The sequence below is a fragment of the Pontibacter amylolyticus genome (assembly GCF_014638845.1).
GTDB lineage: Bacteria > Bacteroidota > Bacteroidia > Cytophagales > Hymenobacteraceae > Pontibacter > Pontibacter amylolyticus.
Window position 1 is genome coordinate 522,719 of record NZ_BMFP01000002.1, and the last position, 22,293, is coordinate 545,011.

Annotated in this window: 23 protein-coding genes; 13 read left to right on the plus strand and 10 right to left on the minus strand. The window is 50.4% G+C overall.

Annotated elements, in window-relative coordinates:
- The first annotated feature begins 86 nt into the window (after positions 1 to 86).
- From prfA to IEV97_RS07275, 4 genes are all read left to right on the plus strand, one after another.
- On the plus strand, positions 87 to 1,160 hold the full coding sequence (gene prfA, locus IEV97_RS07260; protein ID WP_188500835.1) for a peptide chain release factor 1: 1,074 nt from the start codon (positions 87 to 89) through the stop codon (positions 1,158 to 1,160).
- A gap of 184 nt (positions 1,161 to 1,344) precedes the next feature.
- Positions 1,345 to 1,908: an LURP-one-related family protein gene (locus IEV97_RS07265; RefSeq protein ID WP_188500836.1), complete on the plus strand. Its 564-nt coding sequence runs from the start codon at positions 1,345 to 1,347 to the stop codon at positions 1,906 to 1,908.
- A gap of 55 nt (positions 1,909 to 1,963) precedes the next feature.
- Positions 1,964 to 3,334, plus strand: a complete 1,371-nt coding sequence (locus tag IEV97_RS07270) for a hypothetical protein (protein WP_188500837.1) — start codon at positions 1,964 to 1,966, stop codon at positions 3,332 to 3,334.
- A gap of 263 nt (positions 3,335 to 3,597) precedes the next feature.
- Positions 3,598 to 4,023 carry a secondary thiamine-phosphate synthase enzyme YjbQ gene (locus IEV97_RS07275; RefSeq protein WP_188500838.1) on the plus strand — a complete coding sequence of 142 codons (426 nt, stop codon included), beginning with the start codon at positions 3,598 to 3,600 and terminating at the stop codon, positions 4,021 to 4,023.
- Between the two features lie 13 nt (positions 4,024 to 4,036).
- On the opposite strand, the gene IEV97_RS07280 is transcribed toward IEV97_RS07275, so the two are convergent.
- The 3 genes from IEV97_RS07280 to gpmI all read right to left on the minus strand — a co-directional run bounded on the left by IEV97_RS07280 (position 4,037) and on the right by gpmI (position 7,777).
- Complete coding sequence (locus tag IEV97_RS07280; RefSeq protein ID WP_188500839.1) at positions 4,037 to 5,530, minus strand: M43 family zinc metalloprotease; 1,494 nt, start codon at positions 5,528 to 5,530, stop codon at positions 4,037 to 4,039.
- 137 nt (positions 5,531 to 5,667) lie between these two features.
- Complete coding sequence (locus IEV97_RS07285) at positions 5,668 to 6,243, minus strand: hypothetical protein (RefSeq protein WP_188500840.1); 576 nt, start codon at positions 6,241 to 6,243, stop codon at positions 5,668 to 5,670.
- 1 nt (position 6,244) lies between these two features.
- Entirely contained in the window at positions 6,245 to 7,777 is a 1,533-nt protein-coding gene (gene gpmI, locus IEV97_RS07290) for a 2,3-bisphosphoglycerate-independent phosphoglycerate mutase (RefSeq protein ID WP_188500841.1), read from the minus strand.
- Between the two features lie 317 nt (positions 7,778 to 8,094).
- Between gpmI and IEV97_RS07295 the strand changes: the two genes are divergently transcribed.
- The 6 genes from IEV97_RS07295 to IEV97_RS07320 all read left to right on the plus strand — a co-directional run bounded on the left by IEV97_RS07295 (position 8,095) and on the right by IEV97_RS07320 (position 12,131).
- Positions 8,095 to 8,517: a DUF4783 domain-containing protein gene (locus IEV97_RS07295; protein ID WP_188500842.1), complete on the plus strand. Its 423-nt coding sequence runs from the start codon at positions 8,095 to 8,097 to the stop codon at positions 8,515 to 8,517.
- A 66-nt stretch (positions 8,518 to 8,583) separates the two neighbouring features.
- A complete protein-coding gene (nadC, locus tag IEV97_RS07300) occupies positions 8,584 to 9,441 on the plus strand; it encodes a carboxylating nicotinate-nucleotide diphosphorylase (RefSeq protein ID WP_188500843.1) in 858 nt (285 codons plus the stop codon).
- Between the two features lie 51 nt (positions 9,442 to 9,492).
- The gene (locus IEV97_RS07305; protein ID WP_229733835.1) at positions 9,493 to 10,074 is read left to right on the plus strand and encodes a hypothetical protein; all 582 of its coding nucleotides are present in this window, start codon (positions 9,493 to 9,495) and stop codon (positions 10,072 to 10,074) included.
- A 100-nt stretch (positions 10,075 to 10,174) separates the two neighbouring features.
- Positions 10,175 to 10,474, plus strand: coding sequence for a hypothetical protein (locus tag IEV97_RS07310; RefSeq protein WP_188500844.1), 300 nt, complete (start codon positions 10,175 to 10,177; stop codon positions 10,472 to 10,474).
- A gap of 160 nt (positions 10,475 to 10,634) precedes the next feature.
- Positions 10,635 to 11,369 (plus strand): class I SAM-dependent methyltransferase, encoded by a 735-nt coding sequence (locus IEV97_RS07315; RefSeq protein WP_188500845.1) that lies wholly within the window; start codon positions 10,635 to 10,637, stop codon positions 11,367 to 11,369.
- A 6-nt stretch (positions 11,370 to 11,375) separates the two neighbouring features.
- The gene (locus IEV97_RS07320; RefSeq protein WP_188500846.1) at positions 11,376 to 12,131 is read left to right on the plus strand and encodes a ZIP family metal transporter; all 756 of its coding nucleotides are present in this window, start codon (positions 11,376 to 11,378) and stop codon (positions 12,129 to 12,131) included.
- Between the two features lie 230 nt (positions 12,132 to 12,361).
- Here IEV97_RS07320 and IEV97_RS07325 read toward each other — a convergent pair whose 3' ends face one another.
- The 5 genes from IEV97_RS07325 to IEV97_RS07345 all read right to left on the minus strand — a co-directional run bounded on the left by IEV97_RS07325 (position 12,362) and on the right by IEV97_RS07345 (position 15,097).
- A complete protein-coding gene (locus IEV97_RS07325; protein WP_188500847.1) occupies positions 12,362 to 12,736 on the minus strand; it encodes a hypothetical protein in 375 nt (124 codons plus the stop codon).
- Positions 12,737 to 12,853: 117 nt separating this feature from the next.
- Entirely contained in the window at positions 12,854 to 13,258 is a 405-nt protein-coding gene (locus IEV97_RS07330; protein ID WP_188500848.1) for a septal ring lytic transglycosylase RlpA family protein, read from the minus strand.
- A gap of 31 nt (positions 13,259 to 13,289) precedes the next feature.
- Entirely contained in the window at positions 13,290 to 13,994 is a 705-nt protein-coding gene (locus IEV97_RS07335; RefSeq protein WP_188500849.1) for an alpha/beta fold hydrolase, read from the minus strand.
- A gap of 8 nt (positions 13,995 to 14,002) precedes the next feature.
- Positions 14,003 to 14,752, minus strand: coding sequence for a hypothetical protein (locus tag IEV97_RS07340; protein ID WP_188500850.1), 750 nt, complete (start codon positions 14,750 to 14,752; stop codon positions 14,003 to 14,005).
- Between the two features lie 39 nt (positions 14,753 to 14,791).
- Positions 14,792 to 15,097, minus strand: coding sequence for a hypothetical protein (locus tag IEV97_RS07345; protein ID WP_188500851.1), 306 nt, complete (start codon positions 15,095 to 15,097; stop codon positions 14,792 to 14,794).
- 647 nt (positions 15,098 to 15,744) lie between these two features.
- Between IEV97_RS07345 and IEV97_RS07350 the strand changes: the two genes are divergently transcribed.
- A complete protein-coding gene (locus tag IEV97_RS07350) occupies positions 15,745 to 15,924 on the plus strand; it encodes a hypothetical protein (RefSeq protein ID WP_188500852.1) in 180 nt (59 codons plus the stop codon).
- A 5-nt stretch (positions 15,925 to 15,929) separates the two neighbouring features.
- On the opposite strand, the gene IEV97_RS07355 is transcribed toward IEV97_RS07350, so the two are convergent.
- On the minus strand, positions 15,930 to 16,316 hold the full coding sequence (locus IEV97_RS07355; protein WP_188500853.1) for an Hsp20/alpha crystallin family protein: 387 nt from the start codon (positions 16,314 to 16,316) through the stop codon (positions 15,930 to 15,932).
- Positions 16,317 to 16,787: 471 nt separating this feature from the next.
- On the opposite strand from IEV97_RS07355, the gene IEV97_RS07360 reads away from it, so the two are divergent.
- Positions 16,788 to 18,482: an Ig-like domain-containing protein gene (locus IEV97_RS07360; RefSeq protein WP_188500854.1), complete on the plus strand. Its 1,695-nt coding sequence runs from the start codon at positions 16,788 to 16,790 to the stop codon at positions 18,480 to 18,482.
- A gap of 648 nt (positions 18,483 to 19,130) precedes the next feature.
- Positions 19,131 to 19,562 carry a hypothetical protein gene (locus IEV97_RS07365; protein WP_188501021.1) on the plus strand — a complete coding sequence of 144 codons (432 nt, stop codon included), beginning with the start codon at positions 19,131 to 19,133 and terminating at the stop codon, positions 19,560 to 19,562.
- A 189-nt stretch (positions 19,563 to 19,751) separates the two neighbouring features.
- On the opposite strand, the gene IEV97_RS07370 is transcribed toward IEV97_RS07365, so the two are convergent.
- Entirely contained in the window at positions 19,752 to 22,130 is a 2,379-nt protein-coding gene (locus IEV97_RS07370; RefSeq protein WP_188500855.1) for a ribonucleoside-diphosphate reductase subunit alpha, read from the minus strand.
- Between the last annotated feature and the right edge of the window lie 163 nt (positions 22,131 to 22,293).

The following is a 22,293-nucleotide window of genomic DNA, read 5'->3' on the forward strand; positions in this document are numbered from 1 at the left end:
GTAATATTACAGCTGCAACCAGCACTTATGTTTTATTACTTAAACGCCAATTTAGTATCTTTGCAGCTTAAAACCATAACAGAGCGATGTTAGATAAATTAGAAGCCATTAATCAACGGTTTGAAGAGGTAAGCCATTTGCTTATCCAGCCAGATGTGGCCAGCGACATGAAGAAGTACAAGTCGCTGAATAAAGAATATAAGGATCTTGAAAAAATAGTAGTAGAGTATAAGAAGTACCTCAACATCCTGAGCAACATCGACAATGCCAAACAGGTAATTTCGACGGAGAAGGACGAGGACTTCCGTGAGATGGCCAAGGAAGAGTTGGACGAGCTGCTTCCGCAGCGTGAGGCGATGGAGGATACCCTGAAAGAGCTGCTCATCCCGAAAGACCCGAACGACAGCAAGGACATCATCATGGAGATCCGCGCGGGAGCAGGTGGCGACGAGGCCTCTATCTTTGCCGGCGACCTCTACCGCATGTACAGCCGCTTCGCTGAGAAGATGGGCTGGCGCATGGAACTGATGGATGCTACCGAAGGTACATCCGGCGGCTACAAGGAAATTATTGTGGGCGTGTCTGGTGAGGACGTGTACGGCAAGCTCAAGTTCGAGTCAGGTGTGCACCGCGTGCAACGCGTACCGGCCACCGAGACACAGGGTCGTATCCATACCTCTGTGGCTTCGGTAGTGGTGCTGCCAGAGGCGGAGGAGTTTGACATCGAGCTCGACATGAACGAGATCCGCAAGGACCTTTTCTGTTCTTCAGGCCCGGGTGGCCAGTCGGTGAACACGACCTATTCCGCCGTTCGTCTGACGCACCTTCCAACAGGTATAGTGGCCCAGTGCCAGGACCAGAAATCGCAGCTCAAGAACTTCGACAAGGCGTTGGCGGTACTCCGCTCGCGTATATTTGAAGTGGAGCTGGCCAAGAAGAACGAAGCCGAAGGCGCCCAGCGCAAGAGCATGGTAGGCGGCGGCGACCGTTCTGACAAGATCCGTACCTACAACTACCCGCAAGGGCGTGTAACCGATCACCGCATAGGCTATACGGTGTACAACCTGCCTAACGTGATGGATGGCGGTATTGAAGATTTCGTAGAGGAGCTGCGTATAGCAGAGAACGCCGAACGCCTGAAAGAAGGTGCCACCGCGTAATAAGTTATCTCGCTTTTGATCAAGGTATATATAGGAATGTGGTGCAGCCGAAAGCTGCGCTGCATTCCTTTTTTTGTTTTAACTTGGTGAACTCGATAAATGATGATTGTATCATTAACGAGTATATTCAATGGCACATCGACCGTCTAGATATTAGTTAGGTAGGTACTTGAATTAGTAAAGGATGGTGATTGACGTAAATCAGAAGAAAATCGCTTTCGGAGATAAGTACAGGATATTTATCAACGGAGAACAAACGTATTTTGCATCATCCCAGCTGATAGGCTTTATGCCAAAGCTGCACCTGTTCGACAATCAGAATTCTCGAGCGAAGCTCACAATGGGGAAGAAGTGGTCATGGTTCAGCCCGAAGTATGAGGTTACGCTATGGGATGGAGGCATAATTGAATTTGGTACGGTCTCACTCTGGAAGTCTCACTACCAATGCCAGGACGGAGCCGACCTGTATGAAATCTTCGGGCACAAAGGGCATAAGCATTCTGTGTATAAAAACGATGTTCAAATAGCTTGGTGGGATAAGGAGATGGTGACGTGGTTTGAAGGAGACAACTACAAAATAGTAGCTGACGACGATAGCAATCATGAGCTAATCATTGGCTTCTGTCTTATGCTTGACAGCCAGTTCAGCAATAACAAAAACGGAAATACAGTAACCATTAATTTTGGAAATATCGGTCCACAGGCTAAGGAGTTCGATTATGCATGGAGACCGAAGCAACTTCATTGAAGGAAAGCAAATAATAATTAGACCTATACTTAGCAATTCAACAATTTAACCACCCTTGAGATACCTGCTCGCCATACTGCCCCTCCTGTTCCTGCTCTCGATGGTGGGCTGTGAGCCCAAAGATGAGGTTGTGACGAACGACCCGGGCGCGATGCTGCAATTTTCGGCGGACACGGTGCTGTTTGATACGGTGTTTGTGACGCAGGGCAGCGTGACGCGGCGACTGAAGGTATACAACCCGCAAAAAAATGCCGTGCGCATCAGCAGCATCAGCCTGGGCGGCGCTAACACCTCTCCTTACAAACTAATCATCAACGGCCGGGAAACGCCGATTGCCAGTAACCTCGAGTTGCGCGGTCAGGACAGCCTCTACATTCTGGTGCGCGTCAACATCAATCCGGCGACTCAGAATCAGCCTTTTCTGGTAGCAGACTCTATCCTATTCCAGACTAACGGAAACCAGCAAAACGTGAAGTTGGTAGCCTATGGACAGGATGCTGTGTTTCATCAGAAGAGCGTGATCGGTACTACTACCTGGGCGGCAGGCAAGCCGCATGTGCTGCTCGACACGGTGTTGCTGCGCGAGGGAGCTACACTCACCATTGAGAAAGGGACACGCATATTTGCCACGAACAAAGCCGTGCTGCTGATCAACGGCACGCTGCAGGTGAAAGGCACACCAGAGGAGCGAGTGACGTTTTCAGGTATACGGCGCGAGCCGGCCTATGTCAATGCGCCCGGTCAGTGGGAAGGCATACGCATCCTCACAGGCAGCCAGAACAACACTATCCGCTATGCTGATATCCGTAACACGATACGCGGTATCCGGATAGGCAACCCGGGCAAGGGAGGCACTTTAGTGGAAGGCTGTGCTATACAGTATGCGTTCCTGGACGGCATCGTGGCTTTCACTTCGGATGTGAAAGTGGTGAATACCCTGATCCAGAACTGCGGACAGTATAGCTTTGGTGGCCTGGGTGGTGGCAACTATGAGGTGCTGTACTCCACCATCGTCAACTATCAGAACCAGCTGCAGCGCGAGACACCTGCATTTGTCGTCGCCGACTTTATACCTGGCACCGATATCCGGAACCAGCCCACACAGCTACGGCTGGTCAATAGCATCGTGTCCAGCGATGGATCCAACTATATAAATGAGGTGCTGCTGGAAGGCAATATTTCATCAGAAGTAACCAACAACATACTGCGCACGGATGCTTACAAAAGCACGCTCAATAGCAACGGCAACCAGCTCAACATCGACCCCAAGTTCAAAGACGTCCGCAAGCAGGACTTCCGCCTCGACACCCTCTCCCCTGCCACCGGCGCTGCTAAGCCCCTGCCAGGTATAGGCAAGGACTTCAAAGGTATAAACCGCAGCTCCACCAAGCCGGATATCGGAGCGTTTGAACGGATTATTGATTGATTTAGTGAATGAGTGATTTGTTTTTGAGTTGTGAATGAGTGGTGGAGCGAATGAGTGAGTTATTTGATCAGTGGCGCAATGCTTAGAGAAACAAGAGCATTGTATCTAAATTTACTCCGATGAAGTATTCGCGTATGAACCATAACGATCGGCCCTTTCAGAAAGTCATCCAGAAGAATTAATCACTAAATCGCTCAACCACTCATTCACAACTCAAAAACAAATCACTCATTCACTCCATCACTCAATCAAAAATCAAAACTATGTGGTTTCAGAAAGAGATACGCTTGCCAGCTGTGAAACGCGGTTTTCATTTGATCACGGACCTGCTGACAGCGCAGCTGCCTGAACTGGAAAACTACAAAGTGGGCCTAGCGCACATCTTCATCAAGCATACCTCTGCCAGCCTTTGCATCAACGAAGACGCAGACCCCACCGTGCGGCAGGATTTTGAGAGCCACTTCAACCACATGGTGCCTGAGAACGCGCCTTATTACCGGCATACCCTGGAGGGCCCGGACGATATGCCGGCGCACCTGAAGGCTGCTTTGCTGGGTAGCTCTGTGACCGTGCCGATCTCGGATGGGGAGTTCAATATGGGCACCTGGCAGGGCGTATACCTGTGCGAGCACCGCAATCATGCTTCGAAGCGCACGGTGGTGGTGACCCTGCAGGGAGAGGGCTTTTAAGGTATAGCTACTGCTATTTCACAATACTTACTTTTGTAACTGCAGTGCCGTTGGTGCTGGTCGTGCGCAGGAGGTAGATGCCAGCCGGTAAGTGCTGCACCTCCAGCCTGATGACCCTTTCCGCTACCTGCTCGCGCAGGAGCACCTGTCCGTGGCGGTTCAGCAACTCTACCAGCTGTATCTGCTGGCGGGCTACCTGTTCCACTATGAGATAGCCTTTCGCCGGATTCGGGTATACCTTCACCTTGTCAGAAGTCACATAGATGTAAGCCTCTTTGGTGAGGGTATGGCTTGAACTCTTGTTGGAAGTGGTGAGGGTGACGCTATACCTGCCCGGGCGGCTATACCTCACGGTTGGGTTCTGCTCAGTGGAGGAGGCCGGTGTGCCACCCTCAAACTGCCATAGCCATTGCGTGGGCTTAAAGCCGGAGAAAGAGCCGATAAACTGTACCTGGTCGCCGGGGGCTAAGAGCGTGTCCTGGGGCTGGGCTGTGCTGAAACGGGAACGCAACTCACCTGTGCAGGCCGTGGACGCAAACATATACCCGCGTGCCGACTCCAGTATCGCTTGCATGTAAGCGGCCTGGCCCTTTGTAAAAAGGCTCATGCAGGCATCATCCGAATAGTCCATGTAGTTCTGCCACATGTTGCCGTAGGGGCCATTGTCGCACGAAACCTCGATGCCGTCCGGGCAACCATCTGTCTGGGTGAACTGATTGGGCGTATCGTCGATGTCGTCGGAGTCGTTGCAGGTCATCCCGTTTCCCCAGATGTGCTTCAGGCCGAGCCAGTGCCCTACCTCGTGGGTGGCAGTTCGCCCCTGGTTGTAAGCCCACAAGCTGTTATTATGTGGGGCCGCTCCCACTGTTCGGTAGTGCAGCACCACGCCGTCGCGACCCGGGGAGGCGTCCGGTGAAGAGGCGTAGCCAATGCTGCTGTTACCCAGGTTGCCTATCCAGATGTTCAGGTATAGCCTGGTGTCCCAGGCGTCCACACCGCCATTGGCCGAGGACTTGATCTGGTCAGAAAAATAGCTGAAACTCTCTTTGGTCGTCTGCGTGCGGGTGATGCCTGTCGTAGGGTTGCCGGTCGGGTCTACTATGGCCAGGCAAAACTCAATGCGGGTGTCTGCGGCGAAAGGTTGGAAGTAATCCGGGGTATTGGTGGTGTCCGCGTTGAGGCGGCGAAAGTCCTGGTTCAGTACTTCGAGCTGGGAGCGCACCTGCGCCTCAGAGATGTTCTCACTCCCACTCTTATACACGACATGGAACACGACCGGTATGGTAATGGTGGCCTGCTGCATGGCCTGTCCGGCAGGGCGCTGGCGTATGTGCTGCTGCACTGCTTGCTGCGTCTTCAAGCTTCGCTCCTCAAAGCCCGGGTCTTGTCGCTTCAGCGTCTCCAGGTAGGCCTCTGTGCTGCAGCCACGCCCCTGCTCTGACGTTTGGGCAAAGGCCAACCGGGCAAAGGCAAAAGCGAGAAAAAAGGCCAGGGTACAGACACGCATACGCACAGATCAAACAGGCATCAGAGGCGCTCAAGTACAGTTAAAGCACATGACTTGAGCGGCTTAGTAGAGCAATATACGCAATTTAAACCTGAAAAAAGTAATCAGGCAACAGAAGGCTGCTATGGAAATACTGCTTATAAGTTCGCATCGACGCGATACCGGAGCGAGTCCCCGAAAATAAGCTTTTGCACACCCTCGACCCGATAGCCATTAAGGTTGCCAGAGCCCGGCTCTGCAGTCAGGCTAATGTTTCTTTTAGAGTAGAACAGCAAATTCTCTTCTAACACCACCGCTTCAAGGCGCTCCAGTTTTTGTAAAGGCGACACGGTAAGCTGCAGGCGGTCGACAGGAGCGGCCGCTTCGGCGTCTTTCGTGAAAATGCTCACCGTGCTGCCATTGGGCAAGGTATGGCGCTCCTCTCTGTAAAAGTCACGCAGGGCAGGGCGGCTCAGATCCACTTCCTGAAAAATGGCCAGCTCCTTTTCCCAGTCCAGCTCCTCCAGCTGCAGGGTCTCGGTCGGCTGCCCCTTGGTGATAACCGATTTCAGCACCGGCGGCTGCTCCTGCTGCAGGCGGGCCGTTTGCTCCTGCAGGTAGGAGGTCAGGTCATAGGCAGGCTCCTGCCCCGCGGCAAGCGGCGGAGTAGGGCGCTCGCAAGCCGTAAGGCCTCCCAGCAGGGCAAATAGTCCGATGATGCGGTAGCTGCTCAAATTACTGTGCTTTCTGAAGAAGTGATTCGCCCGTCATTTCCAACGGCTGCGCTATACCCATCAGCTCCAGTATGGTCGGGGCAATGTCACCGAGCTTTCCTGGCCTCAAGGTGCCTCTATAGTCGTTGCTCACTAGAACGCAGGGCACCAGGTTGGTGGTATGGGCTGTGTTGGGTGTGCCGTCCGGGTTGATCATGTAATCCGCGTTGCCATGGTCGGCTATCACAATTACGTCATAGTTGCTTTCCAGCGCAGCATTCACCACCGCTTCAGCGCAGCGGTCTACCGCTTCACAGGCTTTCACTGCGGCCTCAAATACGCCGGTATGGCCCACCATATCGGGGTTGGCGAAGTTGAGGCAGATAAAGTCGGCGGTTTGCTGCTGGAGCTCCGGCACAATGGCGTCGCGGATGTCGTAAGCGCTCATCTCCGGCTTTAGGTCGTAGGTAGCCACCTTCGGTGATGGGCACAGCAGGCGCTTCTCACCGTCGAAAGGCACCTCGCGGCCACCCGAAAAGAAGAACGTCACGTGGGGGTATTTCTCCGTTTCAGCAATGCGGATCTGCTTGCGGCCGGCTTTGGCCACTACTTCGCCAAGGGTGTTATTCAGGTTGTCTTTATCAAAAATAGCCTCCACACCCACAAAGGTGTCGTCGTAGTTGGTCAGGGTGGTGTATCGCAGGTTGAGCTTGTGCATGTTCTGCTCCGGGAAGTCCTGCTGCGTGAGTGCCTGCGTGATCTCACGGCCACGGTCGGTACGGAAGTTGAAGCAGATCACCACATCGCCTTCCTTGATCGTCGCGATGGGCTGCTGCTCGTTATTTACTTTTACAATCGGCTGGATGAACTCGTCCGTGACACCGGTATTATAAGAGTCCAGTACCGACTTGATGAGGTTCTGCGAAGGGGTGCCCTTGCCGTGCACCATCAGGTCGTAAGCCAGTTTCACGCGCTCCCAACGGTTGTCGCGGTCCATGGCGTAGTAGCGGCCAATGATGGAGGCAATCGTGCCGGTCGTGTTCTCGAGGTGCTGCTCCAGGTCGTTGATGTACTTCACGCCGCCTTTGGGGTCTGTGTCGCGGCCATCCATAAAAGCGTGGATGTATACCTTGTCCAGGCCATAGTCGAAGGCGCTGGTACAGAGCGCCTTGAGGTGCTCAATATGGGAGTGAACGCCACCGTCTGAGAGCAGCCCGATCAGGTGCACGTCCTTTTTGTTTTCTTTAGCGAAGGTATAGGCGCCTGCCAGTGCCGGCATAGCGGCCAGCTTGTGCTCTGCAATGGATTTGTTGATCCGTACCAGGTCCTGGTACACCACGCGTCCGGCGCCCAGGTTCATGTGGCCTACTTCGGAGTTGCCCATCTGTCCCTCCGGGAGCCCTACGGCCTCCCCGGAAGCCTGCAGCGTGGTGTGCTGGTATGTCTGAATGATGTGATCGTAGAAGGGCGTGTGCGCCTTATGAATAGCCGAAACTTCTGGGTTGGTGGCGATTCCCCAACCATCCAGAATCATGAGCATTACCTTTTTATCCATGGTGCAAATATAAGATAATCTGTGGTGCCTTATCAGCCTAAATAGCTGATTTGTGCTTTGATAGTGGGAAGCCTGCCCGGAAATGCTTAAATTGTAGCATACGCCAGCAAGGAGGCCTCACTTCTGCTGGCAAAGGTCGATTTGTTGTTCCGAATCCGGTGAAGGCACGCTGCATGGACCAGTCCTCTGTAACGTCAGGTATAATTATACCGTTACATCGGCATATATTGATTATTCCTGTTATATTTAGGTACTTGCTGACGACTTTTGTTGGCATAGTTTTGGCAGATAGAGAGGCGAGATTACTTATACACCTTATGAAAAACTTTAAAAACATTGCTGTAGTACTTTTCCTGGCCTTTGTCACGACTTTATTCGCTTCCGGGCAGGCGGTGGCCCAGAAAGATGTGTTCAACGGAGTGGAGGCGGCTCTGAAGGCGGGCTCTGCCAAGGACCTGGCCAGGCACTTCGACAGCAAGGTAAGTCTGTCGTTCGCCGACGAGAAGGCCACGGATTACAGCAAGACCCAGGCAGAGTTTGTGATGAAGAATTTTTTCAGCAAAAACCCGCCAACCGGTTTCGCCTACAACTTCCCGACGCCGAGTGAATCTGTTAGAAAAGACAAGCGCTATGTGATCGGCACCTACACCCATCGCAACGGTTCTTACACCACTTTGATCCGTGTGAAGGAGGCAGGAGGTAAATTCCTGATACATTCTATCGATTTCATTAAAGATTAAGAAGATAATAGTGATATTTTTAGCAAGGCTCGGGGTATATACCGGGCCTTTTTTTATTTTTGCACCGTGAAAGCATCATACCTGACAGAAAAAAGCATAGCTGAGTTTATATCCAGGGCCCTGGCCGAGGATATAGGCGATGGCGACCACTCGTCGCTGGCTTCTATTCCGAACGATGCCCAGAACCAGGCAAGACTGCTGGTGAAGGGTGACGGCATACTGGCTGGCGTGGAGCTGGCCGGGTATATCTTTAAGCAAGTAGACGCTGACCTGCAGGTAGAGGTACTGCTGCAGGACGGGGCCGAAGTGAAGTTTGGTGATGTGGCCCTGACCGTAAAAGGCAAGGCGCAGTCCATTCTCACGGCCGAGCGACTGGTGCTCAACTGCATGCAGCGCATGAGCGGCATTGCCACCTATACCCACTACCTGAACTCGCTGATCTCCGGCACGAAGGCCAGGCTGCTGGACACGCGCAAGACCACGCCAAACTTCCGCATCATGGAAAAGTGGGCCGTGCTGATCGGCGGCGGTGTGAACCATCGCTTTGGCTTGTTCGACATGATTATCCTGAAAGACAACCACGTGGATTATGCCGGAGGTATACGCGAGGCAATCGAAGCCACGCAGCGCTACCTTAAAGCGAAAGGCAAAGACCTGCGCATTGAGGTGGAGACCCGCAACCTGGAGGAAGTGAAGGAAGCCCTGGAAACAGGCGGTATCCACCGCATCATGCTCGACAATATGACGCCGGAGATGATGCGCGAAGCAGTGGCCCTGATCGGTGGCCGCTTCGAAACCGAGGCATCCGGCGGTATCACCGAGGCGACCATCGCGGAAGTGGCCAAATGCGGTGTGGACTTTATTTCAGTGGGTGCGCTCACGCACTCGATCAAGAGCATGGACCTGAGCCTGAAGGCTTATTAATTGAACTTATACCTGTCCGATAAAGGGCGGGCGCTTATTTTTTTATTTTTTATGCAACAGAATCAACGTTACCGGATGCAGTCAAGCGCTGCGCCGAATGCCATTCGTACCAAAAAGTACCAACTGGAGAAGAACACTTTTACAGGTATAGCTCTGGCCAAGGTATGGCGCAAAGACTGGTGGATGGCCCTTATTCCGCTGGTGCTGTTTCTGCTGCCGGCTGTGTTTAGCTTTTCCTGGTGGTGGGTAGCCGGTGCTATCCTGGTTACGCTTATCTTTGTGCTGCTCCGTTCGGCCCAGGTGATGGGGGTGACGCAGATGGAGCAGGGCAATCCGCTGTTCGAGAAACTGAGCTACGAGATCGACTCCCGCCAGATCCTGCTGAAGCGCAACGAGCGCGAAGGCATGGCCCTAACCTGGGACATGATCGGATCGGTGGAGCGCAAGGGGCAGGCCTACCTGCTGTGGCTGAAGCCTCCTACGGATGCCCAACTACCAGGCGGTTGGAGAGGCTGGCTAGCCAAAAATTTCCAGGCACCGGTGTTTGTGATGATGCCATTCCGTATCTTCAACAACCCGAACGACATCAAGCTGCTGGAGTCGATGCTGCGCCGCAAGGAGCTCATCGCCTAGTGGTTTAAAACCAAAGCCTGTATACCTGTCGTACTAAGGGATTTGCTATTGCGCTGTGCAGTAGTGTTTTAAAATAAGGACCTATAACCTATAAATAGAGATGAATAAGAACGTACTTGCAGTATTCGCCGCAGTTTGTGGTTTGTTTATGATTTCGTGCGATACGCCAAAAGACCTGCGCCCTGAGGCGAAGGTGTCAAATGATACAGTTCCTCCGGGGACGCGCGGCACCTACAACGTGTCTGATGCCGGTGGTGAGGATGCCGCACATGGTGCTGAAGGCCATGGCGCACAGGAAGTGATGCCTAACCACGACCAGGGAGCTAAAACAATTCAGCCAGGCGACAGCGTACGCGAAGGTGCTGTAACGAATTCAGCAGCTGGCGCTGACAAACAATAAGCGACCGCTTGCGCTAGTAAAAAAAAGTCTGCCGTTACTGTGTGCTACAGTAGCGGCAGACTTTTTTGTGAGTTGCTATACCTGTGTACGCTGCCTCCGTATACCCATGTTCCAAAAATAAAAGGTATATTTGCACCCTTACTGCATTTGCATTGCTCCTATGGCCCAACAGGAAGAATGGTTCAGCACTTGGTTTGACTCACCCTACTATCACATCCTTTACAGCAACCGCGACGACCACGATGCCCGGCTGTTCATGGATAACCTGCTGGCTTACCTGCACCCAAAACCCCAACACAAAATCCTCGACCTGGCCTGCGGCAAAGGCCGCCACTCCCTTTATCTGAACGAGCTGGGCTACGATGTCACAGGTATAGACCTCTCGGAGAAAAGCATAGCACACGCCCGGCAGTACGAGAATGAGCGCCTGCACTTTGATGTGCACGACATGCGGGAGGTATACAAACCCGAGGCATTCGACTTTGTGCTGAACCTGTTCACGAGCTTCGGTTACTTCGAAAGCGAAACCGAAAATGTGGTGTCGCTGAAAGCCGCCGCCACCGATCTGAAGCACGGCGGCAAACTGGTCATCGACTTTATGAACACCGACCGCACCATCGAGCGTCTGGTATCGCACGAGCAGAAAGAGGTGCAGGGCATTGTATTTGATATCAGCCGAAAAGTGGAGCACGATTTCATTGTAAAAACCATTCGCTTTGAGGACAAAGGCCGGGAGTACTGCTTTGAGGAGCGTGTGCGGGCCTTGCGGCAGGAAAACTTCATGGAGTACTTCCGTATTGCGCAACTGCGCCTGGCAGAGGTGTTTGGTGACTACAAGCTGCAGCCCTTTGATCCGGAAAAGAGTGAGCGAATCATTTTCGTGCTAAAAAAATAACGCGGTATGATCATAGCTATACTTGTGCTCTTTTTCACGGTGGTGCTATCCAGCTTCCTCGTAAAGGTATTTCCGCCAGACAACAGTCGTTGGCTGAAAATGGCACTCGCCTTCAGTGGTGCCTATCTGTTCACGATCACCATTGTGCACCTGCTGCCCGATGTGCTGCTTGGCAACGCAAGCCCGCATCGTGTTGGTTACTGGGTGTTGGCCGGCTTCTTTCTGCAGCTGGTGCTGGAGCTTTTTTCGCATGGCGTGGAGCACGGACACATGCACACCAACCACCATGGCCATGCGCATGCAGGCACTATGCCCTTTCTGCTGCTGGGCTCGCTGTTTATCCATTCGTTTCTGGAGGGTAGCATACTGGTAGAGGGCGGCGAGCGTCATGTGGGGCACCACCATGCGGGCGAGAATTTCTATGCGGTGCTGTTAGGTATAGCCATCCACCACGTACCCGCTGCATTCGCACTGATGTCTGTGCTGATGTCGCGCATCGGCTCTTTCCGAAAGGCCTTCTTGTGGCTGTTGATATTTGCCATTGGGGCGCCAATGGGTATACTGGTGAGCAATTACATCATAAAAGATAATATTGGCGGTGACCTGGTCTTTACTGCGCTTACAGGCCTGGTAGCCGGCAACTTCCTGCACATTTCCACTACCATTCTTTTCGAAACAAGCCCCGATCACCGCTTCAACCGCAACAAACTGCTGGCAACTCTCTTTGGACTGGGGTTGGCCCTACTCACGGACCTGATGTAAGTATAGGCGCGCCCGTTAAGGTATAGCTATACCTATACCTATGCTATTTGCGCCTGCCATTACCGACGTATTGGTTTTGGGGATTGTTTATCTTATCCTATACCTGGTCTTATAGTGCCCCCAATAAGTTTCCTAATCTCCTGGTTTGGGTTTTGGTAGGTATAGCACCGGCCAAAAACAAAAAAAGGCCGATCTAAATCGGCCTGCATAGAGTAAAGTAAAAGGAGAAATTACATGATCGTGGAAAGCAGTGTCGCCGCGAGTGCTTTCAGAGCCAGCACGATCGTACTCGACTTCACCGTCATGTCAGACGACTCCTCCTCTTCCGATCCGGAAGAAAGGTCTTTGAAGAAAGAAAGCGGGCTCTCCAACACATCAGCATCCAAAACTGATTTCTGCTTTTTAGGCGTTGAGGGCTTTGCGTCGTCTGTAGTAGCGGCAGTGTTGGTATCAGGCGCTACTACAGCAGTTGCTTCAACAGTGGTTGCTTGAGCTGTGGCTTCCCCATTGTTCAAATCGGCTGCATTAGGCGTAGTGGTTACACCCAGCAACAGAATTGTTGCAAGACCAGCCGTCACCGAAAGAGATTTCCACTTTTTAAGCATGCCCAAAATTATGTTTTAAAATACAGTATTCCAAATGATTAATTGGAATATTTGTAGACTTTTTAAAAAACAGAGTAGGAGGTATTCCAAAGGTGGTCAGTGTGTAAACATCTTGTGCTAACGTACAGGGGCAGGCTTCACCACCTTCACCTCTACTGGTACTATACCTGCACTAATATAGTCTAGCCGCTTGGCTGCAGCTTCACTCAGGTCTATCACACGCCCCTTTACAAAAGGCCCCCGGTCAGTAATGCTCACCTTAACCGATTTCTTTGTCTGCAGATTCGTGACTTTTACTTTAGTGCCAAAAGGCAGGGTGCGGTGGGCCGCAGTAAGCTTCCTGCGATTATAGGTTTCCCCGTTGGCCATCTTACGGCCATGCAGCTTGTTGCTGTAGTAAGATGCCTTGCCCGCCTCGGTATAGCCTCGCTGCCCCGCAGCGGGTTTTGTGCTGGTACAGGCACCTGCAGTAAGTAAGGTAGAAGCAATTAGCAAAGTGCCGCAGAAGTGTTGTAAGCGCATAAGTACTCGCAATAGGTATGATCAGCTGAATTTAAACCAAAACGGCATCTTTCCCAAAGAATTGCCTCAGCTCGTGCTGCAACTGGCCCAGGTTGACCTTTTCCAGAGGATGATGCGTGTCAGGGAATACCTGCAGGCTGGCATTAGGCAAATGCCGGTAGGCCCAGGCTGTCTCCTGCAGACTGACCATGTTGTCGCGGTCGCCCACACTTACGCGGACGGGCACAAGTATGCGCGGCAAGGTTTCTTCAGTAAGCATGGGATAGCTGCCCAGGTGTTGCATCATGTCGGCTGTGCGGCGCATGACCTCCTGCCACTCGTTAGGCTGGTGGCGCCTGGCGAGAACAGCAGCAAAGGCGGGCACTTTTTCCTGTACCTTCTCCGGCTGCAGCATTTTGACTTCCTTGGCCGCTGTTTCAGGGCTCCAGGCAAACTTAGTGGCCAGCGTGAAGATGCGGCCCACCCTGTCCGGGTGCTGAAGCGCCAGGTATAGCGCTACGTAGCCGCCCATGCTATACCCGAATATGTCGACCTGCTGCAGTTGGTGCTGGTCCAGGTGGCGCAGTATATCCTCTGCAAACAACTCCATACGGAAAGGGCCCTGAGGCATCTGTCTACCACCATGCCCTCTGAAATTGAGAGTATGCACGTTGAAGTCTGCTTCAAGCAACTGTTGCAGGGGATGCAGGGTGCTGGCAGCGCCCAGGGCGCCGTGGAGTAAGAGCAAATCAGGCATGAGCTATGCTACTGCTTTACCTGGTAGTTGTAGACATCAACTGCCTGTGTCAGCTTGTCTTTGCGGAAAAGCTGAATAACCAGCGGTACCGCTATAAGCCCGGCTCCCGCATACACGGCCGGCGACACATTAACAGAATTCGGGTTAGTGGAGCTCTGGGAAGGCGATAGCAGACCGTACGTAAGCAAACCTGCGCCGGCTATACCTACTACTGTCGAGATTGTCTTCTCGCGCTTATGACGCTGGATCAGCACCATACTGGAGGCGTTGTCCGCCAGCGCCTGCTCCAGATTTTGCTGGTTGAACGTCATCAGCGGGCCGTTGTCTTTGGAGAAGAAGTAAATGCGACGTCGGCTGGTGCGCGGCATACCGTACCCGTACGGGTGGTAGCCCATGGCGGCATAGTCGATCGTGGTCGTGTAGAACTTAGAAACGCGTGGTCCCTCCATAATGCGCTTGGCAAAAGAGTCGAAGCGGTTGCCGGCGGCCACTCTGGCAAAATAACCATCGCTGTTCTGATACACATCTACCAATTCAGGGGAGTACTTGAGCGTGTCGTCCACCAAGAAGAAATCCTGCTTAAAAATAGGCGACTTGTACTGTACTCTGTTACCGTACACCACCTGGCCGTTGCGCAGCTGCAGAAAGTGGCGGCCCTTCTGGCGTTGCGGCTGGTAGTTTTCCTGGGAGTATTCCTGCGCTTGCAGGCCGAAGCTTAGAAACAAGCAGGCAAAAAGTGCAAAGATTGTCTTGTTCATGAATAGGGTGATTTCAGCTGTAATTCAAAATAGGCTTGTTCAGAATATAACCACGAGCATCACGAGCATGCCAGCCAGTGCCAGGTATACCCAACTCATCAGTTGGCCCCTATGCTTGCTGGGCACAATATTGCTCACCAATACAACGGCTATCAATACGCATAATATATATAACAGTATAAAAGTAACAGCTTTTACCCAATTCGGCACTATCGTGTTTTCTGCCTGATACTGGTCATCCATGCCCATGTCCGACACCAGGTAGCGCAGCAAAAAAAACACCACTACCTCGAACACTATAAAGAAAAACAGACCATAGAGCCTGTCGCTTTTCCGCTCAGCCATGTTGCCGGGTTTAGGGATGCAAAAGATAGCTCTCAGAGGCAGGGGCTCTGTTTAGTTGAGGTTTTGCCTAAATAAGTGCTTCTCCACCTAAATATAATAAAGGAATACTGATATCTCGCCACAAGTGCTGGTTTTTAGAACGCCCGTATACCCTGATTGCTAAGTCAGGCAAGCTTAATACATATTGTTAACACAGTATATATGTATTATGGCAGGCTGTTTGTTGTTCATTAACAGGCACATATATAGACATTGTTTCGAAATGAATTTTAGATATGTGCCTGATTAGTGCAATTTATAGTAAGATAGGAAGAATATGCTTGCACATCTTTTATAATGTGAAACAATTTTAGGGGGAGAACCCGTTAAAATACCAGATGAATGTAGGGATATGAGGTTATTAAGGAATATTAAATTAGACAATCACTATTTTAACTACGGTGATAAGACGCGGAAGATCTTTAGCATAGGTTATGAGGATCTTACGACGCTCATTTATTACCAGGATAACAACAACAACTACACGTTAGTAATATCGAAAGAAGACGACCCGCCGCTTATAGTCGAAAAAAAGATATCGCGCGCGGAAGCGTTCAGATTAATGAATACCCGGCCCTGAAGCCGGGTATTTTCATTTATAGCCTATTATGAGTAAGTGGAACAAGTACTACAGAATTGCTTTTTGGGGAGCCGTGCTAACCTTTGCAGCCCAGTTAGTCGTCTCTCTGGCAGTAGACCCCTATTTGGCCTCAGCCTTCACCCCTTTCTATGCAGTGTGGGGCATTGTAGCTGTAGTGGGCCGGCGGCACGAACATCCGCGCCGGTAAACAGTTTAAAGCTGCTGGATATCAATCTGACGCGGATGAAGCGCAGCGTCATGGTAGGGCAGCTTAACCCGCAACCCCCCTTCCTTATAGAAAGCCTCAATGCGACCTAAGTCGATCTGTGGGGGCAACATAAAGACGCGGTTAAACATCGGCACCGCTATCTCGGGGTTGTCCTGGCTCTGCAATACAGAGAATATGGTAAGTTGGTTCTGGTGGAGCACCACTTTGAACGACTCCGGATTTACACCAGCCGCCCAAACATTGATGACAGCACTTTTCTTTTTCTTTTTAATATCAATGTAAGTCTCACTCACACCTCCGCCCACTGTGTTAAGTAAGTCAATGTGATGTGCGATGTTTCGTAAAAACTCTTTATCCTTTATAATTTTCATCTCTTTCTCCTCTAAGTTTTCAAAGAGTAATGATGCAAATGAGGTGCCAATAGCCTAGAGCGCCAAATTGACTGATAAATAGTATTAAAAATGCCCTGAGTATGCCAAAATGGCCTTGATGGTTGGTTCGTTACAATTACGCCTAATGTGTAGGGTCAGGATAGAACTCCCCAAATGACTAGAAATGCATGCAATTAAAACGGAGTTAATAAAACGTATTTTATCCCATAACGGTGCAATATTTCCCATATATGGAATGATTCCGATTTTTGTCTGCCTATTACGTATGCTCATTACTGTAAATGATCAAAATCACTTTTCTAATAGTTTACATCAATCGATTGGTGTACAGTTATTTCTAATTGCATGTATAGTCGCGGTTTCCAAATTTATTGGATTTTACTGCAATTAGATTGCTTTATAATATGCTGGCATACTTCTTTCATATATAGTGATATAAGAAAGAAAGTCATGAAACACGTTTACACACTCAAACTAACTAAAGCAAGATACAGTGAATTGATAACCACTGTAGTAGTTTTTGCTTTAGTTACTTGCACATTCCTATTTTCAAGCGTTAATGCATTTGCACAGACTACAACTCTGTATGGGCCTAACAGCTTTAGTGATAATGCAGGTATAAACTTACCTACCCCGGCACGTGGAATTACTGGTATAGCAGGAGGCTACTTTAGAGCAGCTGGTGATAATGGCAATCTACAATCCAGAGGTTTTGATGGCTATGTTGTGATTAATGCCAGACAATTTAATCTAAGAGTTGGGTATACTTATAAGGTGACCTTCGATGGACGAATTTCCTCAAATAATAACAACAGCCCGAGTAGTGTAACTGTCGTAAGAGGCAGTAGCCAGACTGAAGCTGGAAGCGGCGCGAGTACTCCTCTGGGTTCAGTTAGTGTGACTAATATTGGTACCACTTTTAATTCTTACTCTGTTAGTTTTACAGTTTCACAGGATAGATCTGGTCAGTTTCTCGCTTTGCGTGTGATGGATACCGAATCGAATAATGCTGAGTTGTATATTGATAACTTGTCTATAGCTGAGGCATGTATCGCTCCGAGTACACCTACAGTAACTAATGGGAGCCGTTGTGGCTCAGGTACAGTAAACGTATCCGCTACAGGCGCTCCTACAGGAGGGAAATATCGCTTTTACGGTAGTGATATGGGAGGAAATTTCTTGGCTGAATCGACTAACGGGACATTTGTATCTCCATTCATATATTCCTCTACAACATATTATGTAAGTGTTGTTAGCGCAGCCGGCTGCGAAAGCGCTAGAGTACCTGTAACAGCAACAGTAAAACCTATAGAGTTCGCAAGCACAGAATTTGTAAAGCAGAACTTAGAAGTAGGAAAGCCAGGTACGATCAAATTAAACTCAGAGCTAATTGATAAAGGCCATGCCATAAGCATTACATGGCAAGCCGTTAAAAATGGAGAGACTACAACATTAGGGGTAACTGATGCACCTGCTGTATCTCCTGCAACATTTGAAATTGCCAGTGCCCCAAGCTCTGATACTTACTTCCGGGCTATTATCACTCCAATTCCCTCAGTTTGCTATGATGCTTCATCGCTTGATGTGACATCACAAGGTATAGTAGCGTTACCCGTAGAGTTGGTTTCTTTCAAGGCTCTATCTACCAAAGATGGCGTTCAGCTTAACTGGAAGACGGCTTCTGAGCGGGATAACAAAGGCTTTGAAGTAGAGGTATCTGCTGATGGCAAGAACTTCAGGAAGATAGCTTTTGTGGAAAGCAAGGTAGGCACCACATCACTCACGCAGAACTACAGCTTCCTTGACACAAGAGCAACAGCTGGCACAAACTACTACCGCCTGAAGCAGGTTGACTTTGACGGCGCATCTGAATACTCTAAAACAGTAGCTGTGAACCTGGCGCTGGCGTCTTCCGCAGCCGTGTATCCTACGCTGGTTACAAGTGATGTTACCGTAAGCCTGGCTTCTTCTGACGAACAGGTGACAATTGCGGTGGCGGATATGGCAGGAAAACAGCTGTTGACTGTTCAGAATCCTACTGAGCGCCAGGTAGTATTACCAGTGCAGCAGCTGCAGCAAGGTATTTACTTTGTCACGGTAATCTCCGGTACACAAAAAGAAGTATTTCGATTTGTGAAACGCTAATAGAGATTTCTTATCGATAAGGAAGAGGCTGGCCTACAAGGCTGGCCTTTTTTTATGCCAATATGTTTTTTGAAGTAGATAAGATACTAAGTGAGCGCCGAGCACTTTAGGTATAGAGTTACATTAACCACAATATCACGTGGGTAGTTGAAAATTATATAAGTAAAGTACTATGTTTCTTGTATTCGGGATTGGTCTCCAAGTATGAGTCCACCACCTTCGCATAAGCACATCCTTAGGCGAATAGTCTGATTTTGTAGCAACTAACTGTTATTAAGCGTCGTGCAAAGCGGGTTTTACTTCCTTGCTAAGTTGATCGTCCTAATAATTGTAGCGGTATGTGAGTTCAGGACTAAGTAATAGTGCAATTTCAGGTATTGCTTCTATACAGTAACTAAGTATATTTGCAACTCAGATGCAGTTGGAGGAAAGGCTTCATGACCAGTCATTTTCAGAAAGACCTGGTAATCCTGGTAAACGGGGTGCTAAGAGATCAGGATCGTACTGAATTTGTTATCGCCTGGCCGTATGACTATCCGCCTCAGCTAAGACAAGCTTAGCTTTGGTAATACTCCCTCTGCTATTATCTGGAACCCAGCCGCTCTAACCTTATCTACAACACTAACTACCTGACAGGGAATTCTCTTGATGCAACTTTACTTTCAAAACAGCTTTGTCAAGCTTTCATATGACAAAATCCTGAGGCTCGGGAAAGCCGAATGGCGCGGCCGACTACATGGTGCCGAACTCAGAGAAGCGTACCTGCTTTGCCATGAAATGATCAACCGTTTTTCGCTTATAAGCTGGCTGGCGGATGACCGCTTGATGGGTGCCATTTCGCCTGCAGACCTAAAATGGAGCCTGGAAGTTCATGTTCCAAACATGGCAAAAAGTTCTTTAAAGCGATTTGCCCGTATACCTTCAAAATTTGAAAAGAATCGGGAAGCTGTCGGAGTCATGATTAACAAAGGATACACGCTTGATTTATCCTTAGAGCTCCGGGATTTTGAAGATGAAAAAGAGGCGATGAAATGGCTGCTGGAGACTTCTCAAGTGTCTTCTGCTACCAGTTCTCTGTAGTCCTATAATCTCTCAATGCATCATGAAGCCGCTGATCTTTATTGGAGGCTTTTGCTTTTATGCTTTTAATGGCTGAGTTATGCTGTTGGCCACCGAATGTATAATCCAACGGAGCAGCAGCTGCAACATAGGATGCACTTAAATTGAAAAAAAAGAAGGAGTACGATAAGCCCTCCTTCTTCAGTTATTTTATGATCCGCAAGCTTCGCAAGCGTCCGGGTTATCCAGCGAGCAACTCATGTCGCTGCGATTCTGATCCTGGTTGTAAACTGGCTCTAGCGTCTCGGCGGCTTGTTTCTCTACCGTGAACTTGATGGCGTCTACTGCGGCTTTGGTGCGCAGGTAGTACATACCTGTTTTCAGGCCTCTCTTCCAGGCGTGGAAGTGCATAGAGGTAAGCTTACCGAAGTTCACGTTCATCACGTGCAGGTTCAGCGACTGGCTCTGGCAGATGTAAGCACCGCGGTCAGCACTCATATCGATCACTGTACGCTGGCTGATCTCCCATACCGTCTTGTACAGGTCCTTGATGTTCTGTGGGATGTTCGGGATGTCTTGCACCGAGCCGTTGGCTGCGATAATGGCGTTCTTCATCTTGTCGTTCCACAGACCCAGGCCGATCAGGTCTTTCAGCAGGTGCTTGTTTACCACCATGAACTCGCCTGACAGCACACGACGTACATAGATGTTAGAGGTATAAGGCTCAAACGATTCGTTGTTACCCAGGATTTGTGCAGTAGAAGCAGTTGGCATTGGAGCCAATAGCAGCGAGTTCCGTACCCCGTGCTTCACTACTTCCTGACGCAGCTCTTCCCAATCCCAACGGCCGCTGTCTGGTGTTACACCCCACATATCGAACTGGAATTTACCTTCTGAAAGCGGCGAACCTTTGAATGTCTCGTAAGCACCGTTCTTCTTCGCCAGATCCTTAGAAGCCGTCATGGCTGCGAAGTAGATCGTCTCGAAGATGTCCTTGTTCAGACCTTTGGCCTCGTCACTTTCAAACGGCATGCGCAGCGCGATGAATGTGTCGGCAAGACCCTGCACGCCCAGACCGATCGGACGGTGGCGCATGTTGGAGTTCTTCGCCTCAGGTACCGGGTAGTAGTTGATATCAATTACCTTGTTCAGGTTTAGCGTCACGTGGTAGGTCACGTCAAACAGCTTCTGGTGATCGAACACCTTGTGACCATTCTCCTCCTTCACGTAGCGTGGTAGAGCCAGGGAAGCCAGGTTACACACCGCTACTTCATCGTGACTAGTGTACTCCATGATCTCAGTGCAGAGGTTGGAGCTCTTGATGGTACCCAGGTTTTGCTGGTTGCTCTTGCTGTTGGCAGCATCCTTATAGAGCATGTAAGGCGTACCTGTCTCGATCTGAGACTCCAGCACGGCAAACCAAAGGTCCTGTGCTTTTACCGTCTTGCGGGCACGGCCTTCGCGCTCGTACTTTTCGTACAGGCGCTCAAAGTCCTGTCCCCAGGTGTCGCCCAGGCCAGGCGCTTCGTTCGGGCAGAACAAGCTCCAATCGCCATTTTGCTCCACGCGCTTCATGAACAGGTCTGGCGTCCAGAGGGCGTAGAACAGGTCGCGGGCGCGGTTCTCTTCCTTGCCGTGGTTCTTCTTCAGGTCCAGGAACTCGAAGATGTCGGCATGCCACGGCTCCAGGTAGATCGCGAAAGCGCCTTTGCGCTTGCCTCCACCCTGGTCCACGTAGCGGGCCGTGTCGTTAAACACCTTCAGCATAGGTATAATACCGTTAGAGGTGCCGTTGGTGCCTTTGATGTAAGAGCCCGTTGCACGTACGTTGTGGATGCTCAGGCCGATACCGCCGGCGCTCTGCGAGATCTGGGCGCATTGCTTCAGGGTGTCGTAGATGCCCGGTATACTGTCGTCCTGCATGGTGAGCAGGAAGCACGAGGACAGCTGCGGCTTTGGTGTACCGGCATTGAATAACGTTGGTGTGGCGTGCGTAAACCACTTCTCAGACATGAGATTATAAGTCTCGATGGCAGATTCGATGTCTTCCTTGTGGATACCCACGGCCACACGCATCAACATATGCTGGGGGCGCTCCACGATCTTGCCATCAAGGCGAAGGAGGTATGAGCGCTCCAGCGTTTTGTATCCAAAATAATCGTAGTTGTAGTCCCGGTCGTAGATGATGGTCGAGTCCAGCGTGTTGGCGTGCTTGCGGATGATCTCGTACACATCCTTGGCCAGCAATGAGGCGTTCTCACCCGTTTTCGGGTCCTCGTAGGTATAGAGGCGCTTCATGGTGTTGGAGAAAGACTTGCTCGTTACCTTGTGCAGGCTCGAGATCGCCACACGGGCAGCCAGCACCGCGTAGTCGGGGTGTTTGGTCGTGAGCGACGCAGCCGTTTCTGCCGCCAGGTTGTCCAGCTCTATCGTGCTCACGCCGTCGTAAATGCCGTCAATTACTTTCTTGGCCACCTCAATCGGCGACACATAGTCCATGTTCAGACCATAGCACAGCTTCTCGATGCGTGCGGTAATTTTGTCGAATTTGACGGATTCGCGTCTGCCGTCTCGTTTAACTACTAACATAGCGTATACATTTAGCGGGTGTTAAAAGCCCGGGTTTTTATAAGGTGTAGGTATAAGAGAGCCGCTACCGATGCAGCGGGATGATACATGCTAATATTTTCATAGGGAAATACGTGTATATATACGCAATCCGTTGAAATACTATAGTTTAAAAGCTAAAGCC

Excerpts from the sequence above, each read along its gene's own strand:
- IEV97_RS07265 (WP_188500836.1), top strand. The coding sequence starts at position 1,345 with ATGGTGATTGACGTAAATCAGAAGAAAATCGCTTTCGGAGATAAGTAC.
- IEV97_RS07340 (WP_188500850.1), bottom strand. The coding sequence starts at position 14,752 with ATGAACAAGACAATCTTTGCACTTTTTGCCTGCTTGTTTCTAAGCTTC.
- prfA (WP_188500835.1), top strand. The coding sequence starts at position 87 with ATGTTAGATAAATTAGAAGCCATTAATCAACGGTTTGAAGAGGTAAGC.
- IEV97_RS07310 (WP_188500844.1), top strand. The coding sequence starts at position 10,175 with ATGAATAAGAACGTACTTGCAGTATTCGCCGCAGTTTGTGGTTTGTTT.
- IEV97_RS07370 (WP_188500855.1), bottom strand. The coding sequence starts at position 22,130 with ATGTTAGTAGTTAAACGAGACGGCAGACGCGAATCCGTCAAATTCGAC.
- IEV97_RS07295 (WP_188500842.1), top strand. The coding sequence starts at position 8,095 with ATGAAAAACTTTAAAAACATTGCTGTAGTACTTTTCCTGGCCTTTGTC.
- IEV97_RS07305 (WP_229733835.1), top strand. The coding sequence starts at position 9,493 with ATGCAACAGAATCAACGTTACCGGATGCAGTCAAGCGCTGCGCCGAAT.
- IEV97_RS07350 (WP_188500852.1), top strand. The coding sequence starts at position 15,745 with ATGAGTAAGTGGAACAAGTACTACAGAATTGCTTTTTGGGGAGCCGTG.
- IEV97_RS07320 (WP_188500846.1), top strand. The coding sequence starts at position 11,376 with ATGATCATAGCTATACTTGTGCTCTTTTTCACGGTGGTGCTATCCAGC.
- IEV97_RS07360 (WP_188500854.1), top strand. The coding sequence starts at position 16,788 with ATGAAACACGTTTACACACTCAAACTAACTAAAGCAAGATACAGTGAA.
- IEV97_RS07315 (WP_188500845.1), top strand. The coding sequence starts at position 10,635 with ATGGCCCAACAGGAAGAATGGTTCAGCACTTGGTTTGACTCACCCTAC.
- IEV97_RS07330 (WP_188500848.1), bottom strand. The coding sequence starts at position 13,258 with ATGCGCTTACAACACTTCTGCGGCACTTTGCTAATTGCTTCTACCTTA.
- IEV97_RS07275 (WP_188500838.1), top strand. The coding sequence starts at position 3,598 with ATGTGGTTTCAGAAAGAGATACGCTTGCCAGCTGTGAAACGCGGTTTT.
- IEV97_RS07335 (WP_188500849.1), bottom strand. The coding sequence starts at position 13,994 with ATGCCTGATTTGCTCTTACTCCACGGCGCCCTGGGCGCTGCCAGCACC.
- IEV97_RS07345 (WP_188500851.1), bottom strand. The coding sequence starts at position 15,097 with ATGGCTGAGCGGAAAAGCGACAGGCTCTATGGTCTGTTTTTCTTTATA.
- gpmI (WP_188500841.1), bottom strand. The coding sequence starts at position 7,777 with ATGGATAAAAAGGTAATGCTCATGATTCTGGATGGTTGGGGAATCGCC.
- IEV97_RS07365 (WP_188501021.1), top strand. The coding sequence starts at position 19,131 with ATGCAACTTTACTTTCAAAACAGCTTTGTCAAGCTTTCATATGACAAA.
- IEV97_RS07355 (WP_188500853.1), bottom strand. The coding sequence starts at position 16,316 with ATGAAAATTATAAAGGATAAAGAGTTTTTACGAAACATCGCACATCAC.
- IEV97_RS07280 (WP_188500839.1), bottom strand. The coding sequence starts at position 5,530 with ATGCGTGTCTGTACCCTGGCCTTTTTTCTCGCTTTTGCCTTTGCCCGG.
- IEV97_RS07325 (WP_188500847.1), bottom strand. The coding sequence starts at position 12,736 with ATGCTTAAAAAGTGGAAATCTCTTTCGGTGACGGCTGGTCTTGCAACA.